The organism is Streptomyces sp. NPDC088725 (genome assembly GCF_044751305.1).
Taxonomy (GTDB): domain Bacteria; phylum Actinomycetota; class Actinomycetes; order Streptomycetales; family Streptomycetaceae; genus Streptomyces.
Genome location: NZ_JBIVLO010000001.1, coordinates 459,014 through 471,658 on the forward strand (window position 1 = coordinate 459,014; position 12,645 = coordinate 471,658).

Here is a 12,645-nt window from a genome sequence, read left to right on the forward strand (position 1 = left end):
GTCACCACGTCACGAGCAGTTCCTCAGGACTGCGGGACGTACTGCCCAGGCGCCACCGGACCGCTTCCGACGGCTCCGCCAGGCGCAGGGCCGGGAACGCGGCGGCCAGGCGGTGCAGCGACAGGTGGATTTCGAGGCGGGCGAGCCACGCGCCCAGGCAGTAGTGCGGGCCCGCGCCGAACGACAGCGTGGGGGCCTCCAGCGGGGCGAACAGGTCCTCGGCCCGATCCGGCGAGAAGACCTCGGGATCGCGGTTGGCCGCGCCGCAGTCCGCGAGGAGCACCGCGCCCGCCGGGATCGGCACGCCGCCCACCTCGACGTCCTGAGCGGCCCGGCGCGCCGTGCCCCGGTCGTCGCCCAGCGGAATCATGTGCAGGAGCCGGGCGGCCGCCGTCTCCGCCGCCTGTTCGTCGGCCGCGAGCCGCGGCCAGCACTCCCGCCGCTCACCGAGCAGATACAGCAGCGAGTTGCTGAGCATGGTCATCGTGCTGTCGTGGCCGCCGGCCACCAGCCCGCAGACGAGACTGACCAGGTGGGACTCCGGAATGCCGCCCTCGTCGTCGGCCGCGCTGACAAGGCCGCTGACGAGGTCGTCCCCGGGCTCGCGCCGCCGCTCGGCGAGCAGCGCGGCGCCGAAGTCGGAGAAGTCGTCCAGGGCCGCACGCGCCTCCTCGCTCGGACTGGGATCTCCCGAGAAGGCGATCACGGTCCAGCGGCGCAGGCGTTCATGCACCGAGGCGTCGAGTCCCATGAGCCGGCTGATCACCGCGATGGGCAGCGGCAGGGCGAACTCCGCCACGATGTCCACCGGTGTGTCGCGATCCGCCAGGCCCTTCAGCAGGTCGTCCACGATCGAGGCGACCCACGGGCGCCACCGGGCCACGGCCCTCGGAGTGAACGCCCGGCGCAGCGTGCGGCGCAGACGCAGGTGGGAGTCCCCGTCCTGGTTGAACATCAGCTCGGGGTTGTCCGTGAGCCCGGGGGTTTCCGGACGCGGCGGGCCGTCCGGGGCGTACAGCTCGGCCCGGCCGAACTCGCTGTCGCTGAGCACCTGGCGCACATCGGCGTAGCGGCTCACGTACCAGACCGAGGACCCGTCGGGCAGCGGAGTGAGGCAGGGCGGACCCGGGACGTCGAACTGCAGGCGGTGAAGCGGGGGCAGCGGGGACGGAACAACGGAGGTGAGGTCGGCTGCGGCGGGCATGGAGACTCCTGGCGGTGTCCGGTGGATGGGCCTGGGCGCTCCGTCGGAGGGAGGTACGTGGTGCGCCGGATGTTCACGGGTGGGGGCGCGGCGGCGGCAGGGTGCGGGCGGCCGCCGGTCGCGGTAGGGCTCACAGTTCGACCAGTACCTTGCCCAGGTGGGAGTCCCGGTCGTGGTAGAGGCTCCGGTAGGCGGTGGGGATGGCGTCGAACCCGTGATGGAGGGTGTGGTGACACGTGACCTCCCCGCTCCTGACCCGGCTTCCCAGATCGGCGTGGAGGGCCCGCCAGTTCTCGTCGGTGAACCACTCCAGGGAGAAGATCCCGCGGATGGTCGCGCGAGGGAACATGAGGTACGGGAGGAGGCGGGGGCCGACCACGTCCTGGCCCACCTGGGTCGCCCACTGCCAGCACAGGGCGATGCGGCTGCCGATGTTCAGCATGGAGAACACGGCATCGGTGACGGCGCCGCCGAGGTTGTCGAAGTAGCGGTCGACGCCGTCGGGCGCCGCGCGCACCAGCGCCTCGCGTACGCTCTCCGTGCTGTCGCCCTGCTCGTAGACGATGGTCTCGTCGAAGCCGAGTTCCTTCAGGTGGCGGGCTTTGCGCGGGCTCGATGTCGTACCGACCACACGGGCCCCGGCCAGCCGGGCCAGCTGACCCACCAGCGTGCCGACGGCTCCGGAGGCGCCGCTGATGACAAGGGTGTTTCCCGGGGTGACCTCCAGGAAGGTGTTCAAGGTGCCCCAGGCCGTCATTCCCGGTCCGCCCATCGCGCTGAGCGCCGTCGCGAGCGGCAGGGCGTCGTCGTACCAGCCCGGGTCGAGCGCGCGGTAGTCGGGGAAGACCATCGGGAAAGTGCCCGTCTGCCACAGCGTCGCCTCGCCGTTGCTGACCACATGGGAGCGCCAGCCGCCGAACCCCTGTACCAGGTCGCCGGGCCCGTGCGCGGCCCGCGGACCGGCCGCCAGGACCTCCATCACGGTGTCCGCCCCCATGTGCCCGCCGAGCGGTGTGTCGAGGGCGATGCCCTGGAGGTAGGGGTCGACCGACACGTAACGGGTCTTCAGCAGCATCTCGTCCGGCGCGAGGTCCACGGTGATGTCCTCGACGACCTTCTCGTAGATCCGGTCGACATCGGGGACGCCCTCGACATGCTCGCGGACGACCCATTTGCTGATCTTCACTTCTGCTCCTCGGAGTGCTGCGGAGGCTGCGGGGCTGCATGGCGGTGGACGTGCGGGGCCGCCGGCACGCCGGGCCGCGGGGTCGCGTGACTTCCGGACCGGTCGCGACTCCGGCCTTCGCTCCGGCCCCCACTTCTGCCGGAGGCCGGGGCGTCGTCCGGCTTTCCGACCGGGATGACGAGGTGGGTGGGCGGCGGCGCGCTGTCATCGATGGAAGCGGTGAACGGCTTGGCGTCGTCGCGGCAGACGAACTGCATGACGTGGCGGCCCGCGGCGGCGGCCCTGATGAGTCCGCCGGTCGTCGCCCACACCCCTGACAGGTAGAAGTTCTCCAGGCCGGGCAGTCCCGGCCCGTGCTTCTTGACCAGCTCTTCGAGCGTCTCGCCGCTCTCCACGAACGGCTGCCAGCCCAGTACCGTCCCGTCGTGGTTGCCCGTGTACCGGACCTGGGTGAGCGGAGTCGACACGTCACGCACCACGATGGCGTCCTCCAGCCCGGGGAAGCGCTCGTCGAGGAAGCGCACGAGGGCGGTGCGCGCCCTGTGCTTGGCCGCGTAGTAGCCGCGGCCGTGCTTGACGGGGAGGGTGTGGAGTTCCTGCCCGCCGCGGGTCCGCGTGCGCTGTTCCGGTCCTTCGTCCAGGGCCCGCCAGGGCGCGATGTCGCAGAAGTAGGTGGCGTAGACGACGGAGGTGCCGTCCGGGGACAGTTCCGGGTAGTGGCGGCTGCGGAACTGGACGTTGACGCTCGCGTGGCGGATGCCGGTCAGTTCGGTGGCCTGCGCCTCGTCGAGCAGGTAGGTGGTGCACGGGTCGGCGTCGGGGAACGTCCGGTCGAGTCCGAGGAAGAGGGTGAAGTAGCCGGGGAACACCATGCCGGGCTGATGGATGGTGTCCGTGTAGAGGCGCCGGTAGGCGTCGTTCAGATAGCGGTCCTTGAGGAACGTCGACACGGTGGTCTTGCCGTCGCACGCCGATATGACGATGTCGGCGCGCTGTTCGCTGCCGTCGCTGAGGCGTACACCCACGGCGCGGTCGTTCTCGACGAGGATCTCCTCGACCTTCGCGTTGTACGTCACCCGGCCGCCGAGCCGCACGTAGCGGCTCTCGATGGACTTCGCGAGGCCGAGTGAACCGCCTTCGGGCACGCCCGCCGAGAGGTTGGCGTGCGAGGCGAGCTGGAAGTGGGTGGGCAGGACCGGGAACGCGGGGTGTTTCTCGTAGAGGACGAAGTTGAACGCCCGGCGCAGCAAGGGGTCCTTGAACCGGGCGGAGTAATCCGACATCAGCACCGAGATCGCCTTGCGGACGGCGTTGAAGTGCGGGACGAAGGAGGCGAGCATGCGCCAGCGCTCCACACGGCCCATCAGCCCGACCGGCTTGAGGAACGGGTAGACGGCCAGCGCCTTCCGGAAGGTGCGCAGTTGATCGCAGAACGATCTGATCCGGCGGGCGTCGGCGGGGGAGAGTTCGCAGAGGTGGGCTTCCAGGCGGTCGGGGTCGGAGTAGAAGTAGACGGCCCTGCCGTCCTGGGCGCGTACGACGTTGAACACGTCGAAGTGCCGTACCTCCTTTCCCTGGAGGGCGCCCAGCTCCAGCCAGATCTGGTGCATCTCATTGCCGGGTCCGCTGCCGAGCAGCCAGCTGACACAGGCGTCGAGCGTGAAATCGCCGCGGTCCCACGCGGTGCAGCAGCCGCCGGGCAGCTCGTGCATCTCCAGGATCCGGGTCCGGTAGCCGTTCATCTGCGCGTAGCAGCCCGTCGAGAGGCCGCCGAGCCCGGCACCGATGATGATCATGGTTTCCCTGCCGCCGGGGGCCGGCGGTGCGGGCGCGCCGCTGTCTGGGGTCATGTGCCCGTTCCCTCCCGTGAGGACCACCGGTCGAGCTGCGGCAGCCTGCCCAGCTTTCCGGCGTGCCAGGGCTCCGCGCCGGAGCTCTCGTATGCCTGGAAGGCGACGCCCAGCTCCTCGCACAGATACTGGGTGGCGAAGCGGCCGGTGGACGCGGCACGGATCAGGCCGCCCATGCCGACCCACTGGCCGGCCATGGAGAATCCGCTGAGCCCAGGCAGCCGCATGCGGTCCTTGCCGACCAGGTCGGCGGCCACGTCGTCGGCGTCGGAGAACGCCTTCCAGGCGAGGATGGAGCCCGCGTGGTTGCCGGTGTAGCGCCTGTTCGTCGCGGGTGAGGCCACGTCTACGAGGTCGACGCGATCGGCGGCGCCGGGCCACAGCCGCTCCAGGAAGCTCCGTACGAAGTCGGCCACCTTCTGCTTCTGCGCGCGGTACGCCTTCCGGTCGCTCCGGCGCAGGTCCGTCCAGTACGCGTAGTCGCTGAAGTAGGTGCAGTGCACGACCGATTTGCCGGGCGGGGCGAAACCGTCCGCGTAACGGGAGCGCAGTTGCACGACGAGGCTGTTCTGAAGCGCGCCGGGAAGTGCGCCGGCGTCCTCGGCGGGCAGCAGGTGGGTGGTGCTGTGGGCCTCGCCCGCGGGCAGTGAGCCGTGGATGCCGACGAACGCCGAGACGACGGCGGGGAACAGGGTGCCGGGGCGTTCGAGCAGCTCGGTGTAGAGCTTGTCGATCCTCGGCCCGGTGTACCGGCCGCCGAGCAGGTCGTACACCGTGGTGTGGCCGTCGCAGGCCGCGACGACGTGCTCGGCGTAATACCTTCGGCCGTCGCGGAGCCGGATACCGACCGCCCGGTCGTTCTCGACGAGCACCTTCTCGGTGCGGGCCCGGTAGGTGACGGCTCCGCCGAGCCCGGTGTACCGCTCCTCGACCGACCGGGCGAGCCCCAGCGAACCTCCTTGCGGGAAGCCCGCGTTGCCGTGATACGCGCTGGCCATGTTGAAGAGGTACGGCAGGAGGGGGAAGCCCTCCGGGTCCTGGAAGAAGATATTGCGGAACGCCTTGCGCAGCAGCGGGTCCTGGAAGCGGTCGGCGAACCGGTGTATCGGTGTGGCGGCCGTGCGCCAGAAGAGGCGGAAGGCCGGCAGCACCGTACGCAGCATGGCCGCCCGTTCCCCTACGGTGCGCAGCGCGGGCGCTGTCAGGAAGGGGTACAGCTCGATCCGGATGAACCGCCGCAGATCGCGGCAGAAGGAGTGGATCAGGCGGGCGTCGAGGGGCGAGATCGCGGTGAGGTGTGCCTCAAGACGGTCGGGGTCGTTGTAGAAGGTGACCGACCGGCCGTCCGCGTCGGTGACCTTGTTGAACAGGTCGAAGTTGGTGATCGTCTTTCCGTCGAGTGCTCCCAGCTCGCGCCAGATCTGGTTCGCGTCGTTGCCCGGGGCGGTTCCGATGAGCCACTCGATGCAGTAGTCGAAGAGGTAGCCCTCGCGGGACCAGGCCGTGCAGCAGCCGCCCGGCAGTACGTGCTTCTCGAAGACGCGGGTCCGTAATCCGCTCATCTGCGCGTAGCAGCCGGTGGACAGGCCGGCCACGCCCGCGCCGATCACGATGACACGGGGTGCGCTGCCGGGCCGCCGCCGCGGGCTGCGCCAGTCGGCGTCGTCGTCAGGACGCATGGTCCGCCTCTCCGTTGAGGACCGGACGGAACGGGTCGGCGCTCGGCCCGCCGACCCGCCCCGCACGGGTGCCGTCGATGACGAGGACTGTGGCGGCGGCGTACCGGGTGCGGGCGACTCGGTCGAATGCGGCGGCGTCCTCGGAGTCGAATGCGGAGACATCCTCAGAAGCACGTCCACCTTCACGCATCCGTGAACCTCCTTGAGAATGCGGAACCAGTACGAGACGGGCGAGACGGAGTGGATGGCTGCCGGAATCCCCGTGAAGGAATTCCCGCACGGTATTCGGCACGGCAAAGGAGGGGGCATGAGGATTCGGCTCGTGAGCGGCACGCAAGGCACGCGCGAGTGGAGGATGGCTCCATTTCATCGGCCGGTTTCGCGTCGCGGCGAACCCGCGCACGCTTGAGTTCGGATGATTCTTTTCCTCCGGCAACGGCTTCAATCCTCGCCGCACACGTGGATTGACACTCTTTCGGGGAAAATCGCGAATCCGGTCGAAATAATGCAACCGGACGCCCGCCGAGGTGTAATACGGAGAGGTTCGGCGTCGTCAATGTGAGTGAATTGGTACGTTTATCGGTGAGGCTGGGGACGGCTCGTCCGGACCTCCTCCGGTGCGTGTCACCCCGTCAGGCCGCGCCGGCGTGCGGCGCCGGGAAAATAGCTCGCGGCGGTGTGCGCGGTCCGGTTATGGTGGCCGTCGTCCGGAACGGCAGCGGTAACGCGCCGCTTCCGGGCCGTTGTCGGAGCGTTGAGAAGTTGAGAAACAGGAGGTGAGGACATTGATGACTGTCACCGCGCTGGGTGTCGCCCAGGTTCAGAAGTTCATCGTTCCCATCCCTGTGGTCTCCGGCTGACCTTCCGCTTCACTTCCGCGCCTGCGCGCGCGTGCCGGGGCCACCCTTGTGAAGGGTCACCCCTTGTCTTCCTCCTTTCCTCAGGTTTCCTCCGCTTCACACCCGCTCGCGCCCTACGGCTGGGACGCGCGCTGGGAGGCCGCTTTCACGCCGTACGCCGAGCGGGGTCTGCTGCCCGGCCGGGTCGTACGGGTCGACCGCGGGCAGTGTGACGTCCACACCGCCGACGGTCTCGTGCACGCCGACACCGCGTTCGTCACACCGCACGATCCGCTGCGGGTGATCTGCACCGGGGACTGGGCGGCCATGGACCGCGCCGGCGACCCCCGTTTCGTAAGGGAGTACCTGCCACGCCGTACCGCTTTCGTACGCTCCACTTCCTCCACCCGTTCGGAGGGCCAGATCCTCGCGGCCAACGTCGAGTACGCGATCATCGCGATCTCACTCGCGGCCGAACTCAACCTCGGACGGGTCGAACGTTTCCTCGCCCTCGGCTGGGAGAGCGGGGCGACGCCGCTGGTCGTGCTCACCAAAGCCGACCTGGTGGCCGATCCGCTGGTGCGCGGTCATCTCGTCCAGGACGTCGGGAACGCCGCGCCCGGCGCGCGGGTGCTCGCCGTCAGTTCGGAGACGGGCGAGGGCATCGAAACGCTGGCCCGCCTGGTGTCAGGTGGTACCAGTGTGCTGATCGGCTCTTCCGGCGCCGGGAAGTCGACCCTCGCCAACGCGCTGCTCGGCCGGGACGTCATGGAGGTGCAGGCCATCCGCGACGTCGACGGAAAGGGACGGCACACCACCACCACCCGTAACCTCCTCGCGCTGCCCGGCGGCGGCGTGCTCATCGACACTCCCGGGCTGCGAGGCGTCGGGATGTGGGACGCGGGGAACGGCGTCGGCCAGGTCTTCTCCGAGATCGAGGAGCTGGCGGCCGGGTGCCGCTTCCACAACTGCGCGCATCTGTCGGAGCCGGGATGCGCCGTGCTCGCCGCTGTGGCGGACGGGGTGCTGACGGAACGGCGGCTGGAGAGCTACCGCAAGCTGCTGCGGGAGAACCAGCGCATCGTCGCCAAGACCGACGCCCGGCTGCGGGCCGAGATCCGCCGTGACTGGCGGCTCAAGGGCGCGGAGGGCAGGGCGGCCGTGGACGCCAAGCGGGGCCGGTTCCGGTAGCCCCGGCGCGGCCCGCTCCCGTCCGTTCTCCCCTGGCCGCGCGGTGTCGCCGCCAGGGGCCATGGTGTCCGTGCCAGGGCGCGGGCGATCGGGCCGTGGGCGTGAGGAGACGACGGGTCTTGCCGGACCCGTCGCCTCTGCCGTGCTCAACGCATTTGGTCGGTAAGGGCGTTGCGCCGAATGGCGGGGCAAGTGGGCTGCCGGTCGTGGACGTTGGTCTCCGCAGTGAGGCGAGCGTCGATGCGGCGGCTCAGTCCAGGCCCCAGCTGTGGATCTTGCGCGGATGAATGCGGATCAGCTCCTCGCTGAAGTGCGGACCGAGGTCGTGGCGCCCCGTCAGCAGTTCGGCCTCGCCCCTGATGTCCACCCCGCGTACCTTCCACGGCGTGACGCTCACGATGTCGTCGACGACCAGCGCCACCCGGGCGTTCGCCTGGAGATTGCGCCACTTCTTCGTACTGCCGAGGGAGTTGCCGCCGACCAGGATCGTGCCGTCGTCCTGCGGATGGAAGCCGACCGGATTGGCCTGCGGCTGTCCCTTGGGGTCGACGGTCGCCAACCGCCCGAGCCGCTGGGTCCTGAGGTAGGCACGCTCGGCCTCGCTGAATCGTGTCATGGCCCAAGCCTCACACGCGTACCTCGTCACCACACCGGTGCCCGGCCCGGAGAGCCTGCCGCCGCGTCGTACCGGTTCCGGCGCGGGACCGGTGACCCGGCGTGAGCACACGAAGGGACGACCGGTGTTCTCAGTTCCAGAACACCGCGCTCAGCCACGCGCCCGCCACCAGCAGACAGGAGAACAACTCCGCCAGCAGCGAATAGCCGGCAGTCCGCATGACCGTGCGGGTCGAGGCCCAGCCGTCCCGGCGGCTGCCGAGACGCAGTCGCTCCGACTCGTAGATCCCGCCGACGAATCCCAGGATCGCGCCCACCACGGGCACCACGAAGAAGCCCGCGATCGCCGCCGTTCCGCCCACCAGCAGCGTGCGTCGGGGCGCACCGGTTCTGCTCGCGCGGCGGGCAGGCATCAGCGGCCTGAGGGCCACGTTCACCAGGAGCAGCACGGTCGCGCCGATCAGGACGGCCCAGGCGGGCCGTGTCGTGTCCGAGAGCGCCCACCAGAGCACGGCCGCCCAGACGATCGCCTGGCCGGGCACGCCGGGAATCAGGACGCCGAACAAACCGAGCAGCATGACCAGCGCCACCAGGACGAGCTGCCACACTTCCATCTGCCAAGCGTGCAGGAACCGGACCCGCTCCGCAGATCGCACGCCGCTGAGCTACGAGGCACGTACGCCGCTCAGCCGCGCAGATCGAACGCCGCTCAGCCGCGAGGAACGCGCGCCACCCAGCCCTTCTCGTACGCGTGCCACCCCAGCTGCAGCCGGGTCGTGACCCCGCTCAGCTCCATCAGGCCCTTCACCCTGCGCTGTACGGTCCGCAGCCCGAGGTCGAGCTGTTTGGCGACGCTGGCGTCCGTCATACCCGCGAGCAGCAGGGACAGCACCTCCAGGTCGGTGGCGTCGGGGCCGGGCGGGTCGTCCTCCGTCACCGCGCCGCCGCGGTCGAGCCTGAGCGGAAGCGACTCCCGCCAGATCACCTCGAAGAGTTCCAGCAGCGATTCGAGCAGCCCGCTCGCGTGCACGACGAGAGCGGCGGGCTCGGCGGCGTTCCTGGTCAGGGGGACCATCGCGAGGCCGCGGTCGGCGATGACGAGCTTCGTCGGTATGCGTTCGACCACCCGTACCTGCTCGTCGCGGCCGAGCGCCGACGACAGTTCGCTGATCCCGGCGGGCAGCGCGAGCACCTCGCGTTCGATCACGACCCGGAAGGAGACCCCGCGCTTCGCGGCGCGCTCCTCGGCCTCGTTGTCCATGCCCGCCACCGCGACCGGTTTGCCCGTGACCAGGGCGCAGACCTCGTCGGTCGCGCCGAGCTGGAGCTGTACGAAGCGGTGCGCGACGGCGCTCGCGCCCGTCACCACCTCGACCAGGTCGTGGACGGCCGGTTCTGCGGCGTCGGCGCGGTACTCCTCGGCGAGCAGTACGGCGGCCAGTTCGGCCTGTTCCAGTTCGTGACGGTGCTGGGTGAGCAGCGCGCCGAGCGCCACGGCAGGAGGTGCGGCGACCCACCTGCCGGTGCGGGACGACGACTGAGCGGCGAGCCCCTGCCGTTCGAGCCGGCGCAGGGCCTGTTCCGTGTCGGGCTCGGGGAGCGCGAGCCGGTGCGCGAGGTCCGCGACCTCCGCGGCGCCGATCGCCACGAGTGCGCGGTACGTGGACTCCTGCCTCTTGTCGAGACCCAGCGCTCCGAGCACTCCCCCACCTCTCACCGACAGCTCACCGACAGCCCAGGACGTCCCGTCCGGACGCCTTCCCGCAGGTAAGGACGCCGGGCCGTTCCACACCGCGAAAAATGGCGGGAACCGGCCACGGCGCAAACCCGCCGCCTGCATCATGCCTGTATAGCGTGTCTCTCTGCGAGGGTGGCGCCATCACAGCAGCAACAGGCCGCGGTCATATGCCGATTGGTCAGGCTTGGCCCGGTTTCGCTGACGGAACGTGATGCGGTCGGCCACGCGTCGGCGTATTCGCTCCGCGCTGACCCTGTGAACGTCTGCCGGGCGTCCTTCCCGTGGGGGGTGGGGCCGCCCGGCGGACTTATTTCCGGGCAGGCCCCGGTTTTTGAGGACGCCCCGGTTTCGCACCGCGGGGGCGGTCGAGGATAGGGGCATGAACCAGCAGGGCGAGAGGCCGACCGCCGCACCGGACGACTGGTGGAACCGGCTGTACGACGAGTCCGCGCGGGACAGCGGCGCCGCAGCCGGGGCCGGTGACACGCTGGACGACCGTTTCGATTCGGCGGTGGACGCGGTGGGGGCGCCGGAGGGCGAGGACGCTCCTGGCACCGGGGAAGCCCCGGCTGCGCCGGGCGCGGCTCCGGCCACCCCGGAGGCGGCTTCGAACGGTCCGGACGCGGATCAGACCGGTCCGGACGTGACTGCCGCCGGTCGCGAGGCTACTCCGCAGGCCGCTCCGGACGCCGTGGAGACGGTCCAGCAGGCGCCTCCTCCGGCCCCCGGGCCCGCGCACGTCTGGTGGGAGCAGCCGCCGCGCTCACCGGCGCCGCCCCCGCCGCCCGCCCCCGTCGCGCCCGCGCCGAGCCCGCCCTCCGGTCCGCCGCAGGCCGGTCCGTCGGGCGGCGCGCCGTGGTTCACCCCGGCGGTGCGGCCCCTCAAGACCGATCCGGTCGTCCGCGACCCGAGAACGCCTGCCGAGCCGCCGGAGGCCTCTGCGCCGCCCGCCCCGTTCGTCCCGCCCGCGCCCTCCGCCCCACCCGTGTCGCAGCCCCGGGAAAGCCCGCAGGAGGCTCCGGCCCGGCAGACCCCCGCGCTCGGCGCCCCCGCAGGCGCGGATCCGTGGTCATCGGGAGAACGGTCCGGCGCGCAGCCCGACGGCCGGCCCGGCGACCAGCCGGCCAGGCGGCCGGACGAGATACCGAGCGCGCGAATACCGGAGCCACCCCAGACACCCCAGACCCCCGAAGCACCCGGAGCCCGGTCCGACGAGACGGCCGGGACGCGCAGACCAGGGACGAGCACCCCGGGGACGCGCACCCCCGCGCCACTCGGTACGCGGCCTCCCTGGGTGCCGCCCTCCCGCGGCAAGGCCGCCCACGTGGGGGACGGCCCGCCCGCCTACGCTCCCGAACCGACCGCGCTGCCTCCCGCCCAGGCCGACGCGCTGGACGACGTGGTCCCCGACACCGTGCTCGACGGGGCCAGGTACGGGACGTACACCCTGCGGGCCGTCTCCGTACGCGGCGACTCCGGGCGGCACCGGGGCGAGCCACGGCGCGACGCGCTGCTCACGGCCCGGTTCGGGGCCGGAGACGTGGCCCTCGTGCTGGTGGTCGTGGCGAGTGGCGGCAGGACCGCCGGAGGGGCCGCCCACCAGGCCGCCGCCGACGCCTGCCGCTGGATCGCGGGCGCCGTCGGGCGCAATCACAGCCGCCTCTCCGAGGACATCCGGGGCGGTCGCAGAGGCGATCTCACCTCCGGGCTGCAGCGCCTCGCCGACCGCGCCTGCGGCAAGCTCCGCGCCCGCGCCGCCGAACTGGGGCTCCCGCCCGAGGAGTACACCGCCGGCCTGCGCTGCCTGCTGCTCACCGCCGACCCCGCGTGCCGGAGCCGGGTGGTCTTCGGCGTCGGCCCCGGTGGTCTCTTCCGCCTGCGGGACGGTGCCTGGGAGGACCTGGAGCAGAGCGGTCCCGGGCTCCCGGCCGCTCCCCGCCGGCCCGCACCCGATGAGGGCGCCGCACCGGGCGACCGGCTCACCACGGACCTCGGCCTTCCGGCGCCGCCGTCCCCGTATGTCGAGGCTCTGGTCCCGCCGCCGGAGCCGTTCCGTTTCCAGCTGTCCGTGGCCCGGCCGGGTGACACACTCCTGCTGTGCGGCGCCGGCCTCGCGGAACCCCTGCGCGGTGCGCCCGGCCTCTCCGAAGAACTGGCCGCCCGCTGGAGTTCCGCCGGGCCGCCGGGCCTGGCCGGCTTCCTCACGGACGTCCAGCTGCGGGTGAAGGGGTACGCGGACGACCGCACGGCCGTCGCGGTCTGGGAGGCGTAACCACCTCCGGCATGGGTTGATGGACAGGTCGGCGGAACGAGATCCGCGGACGGAACGAGTGCCACACCGGA

At 71.2% G+C, this 12,645-nt stretch carries 10 protein-coding genes; 2 read left to right on the plus strand and 8 right to left on the minus strand.

The annotated features are described in order from the left end of the window. Position 1 precedes the first annotated feature (1 nt). The 5 genes from ACIP6N_RS01990 to ACIP6N_RS02010 all read right to left on the minus strand — a co-directional run bounded on the left by ACIP6N_RS01990 (position 2) and on the right by ACIP6N_RS02010 (position 6,109). Positions 2-1,204: a cytochrome P450 gene (locus ACIP6N_RS01990; protein WP_401812059.1), complete on the minus strand. Its 1,203-nt coding sequence runs from the start codon at positions 1,202-1,204 to the stop codon at positions 2-4. A gap of 130 nt (positions 1,205-1,334) precedes the next feature. Next, on the minus strand, positions 1,335-2,390 hold the full coding sequence (locus tag ACIP6N_RS01995; RefSeq protein ID WP_401812061.1) for an MDR family NADP-dependent oxidoreductase: 1,056 nt from the start codon (positions 2,388-2,390) through the stop codon (positions 1,335-1,337). Next, positions 2,387-4,240 carry a phytoene desaturase family protein gene (locus tag ACIP6N_RS02000; RefSeq protein ID WP_401812063.1) on the minus strand — a complete coding sequence of 618 codons (1,854 nt, stop codon included), beginning with the start codon at positions 4,238-4,240 and terminating at the stop codon, positions 2,387-2,389. Before ACIP6N_RS02000 ends, ACIP6N_RS01995 begins: the two co-directional genes overlap by 4 nt. Beyond that, positions 4,237-5,919, minus strand: coding sequence for a phytoene desaturase family protein (locus ACIP6N_RS02005; protein ID WP_401812064.1), 1,683 nt, complete (start codon positions 5,917-5,919; stop codon positions 4,237-4,239). Before ACIP6N_RS02005 ends, ACIP6N_RS02000 begins: the two co-directional genes overlap by 4 nt. After that, complete coding sequence (locus tag ACIP6N_RS02010) at positions 5,909-6,109, minus strand: hypothetical protein (RefSeq protein ID WP_401812065.1); 201 nt, start codon at positions 6,107-6,109, stop codon at positions 5,909-5,911. The genes ACIP6N_RS02005 and ACIP6N_RS02010 overlap by 11 nt, the downstream gene beginning before the upstream one ends. 733 nt (positions 6,110-6,842) lie before the next feature. Here ACIP6N_RS02010 and rsgA point away from each other — a divergent pair. Next, the gene (rsgA, locus tag ACIP6N_RS02015; protein WP_401812067.1) at positions 6,843-7,949 is read left to right on the plus strand and encodes a ribosome small subunit-dependent GTPase A; all 1,107 of its coding nucleotides are present in this window, start codon (positions 6,843-6,845) and stop codon (positions 7,947-7,949) included. Between the two features lie 250 nt (positions 7,950-8,199). Here rsgA and ACIP6N_RS02020 read toward each other — a convergent pair whose 3' ends face one another. The 3 genes from ACIP6N_RS02020 to ACIP6N_RS02030 all read right to left on the minus strand — a co-directional run bounded on the left by ACIP6N_RS02020 (position 8,200) and on the right by ACIP6N_RS02030 (position 10,266). Continuing rightward, entirely contained in the window at positions 8,200-8,565 is a 366-nt protein-coding gene (locus tag ACIP6N_RS02020) for a PPOX class F420-dependent oxidoreductase (protein WP_401812071.1), read from the minus strand. A 130-nt stretch (positions 8,566-8,695) separates the two neighbouring features. Next, positions 8,696-9,178, minus strand: a complete 483-nt coding sequence (locus tag ACIP6N_RS02025; protein WP_401812073.1) for a DUF456 domain-containing protein — start codon at positions 9,176-9,178, stop codon at positions 8,696-8,698. Positions 9,179-9,273: 95 nt separating this feature from the next. Further along, positions 9,274-10,266 (minus strand): helix-turn-helix domain-containing protein, encoded by a 993-nt coding sequence (locus ACIP6N_RS02030; protein ID WP_401812075.1) that lies wholly within the window; start codon positions 10,264-10,266, stop codon positions 9,274-9,276. A gap of 415 nt (positions 10,267-10,681) precedes the next feature. Here ACIP6N_RS02030 and ACIP6N_RS02035 point away from each other — a divergent pair, with 415 nt between their 5' ends. Next, positions 10,682-12,574: a protein phosphatase 2C domain-containing protein gene (locus ACIP6N_RS02035; RefSeq protein ID WP_401812076.1), complete on the plus strand. Its 1,893-nt coding sequence runs from the start codon at positions 10,682-10,684 to the stop codon at positions 12,572-12,574. The last annotated feature ends 71 nt before the right edge of the window (positions 12,575-12,645 follow it).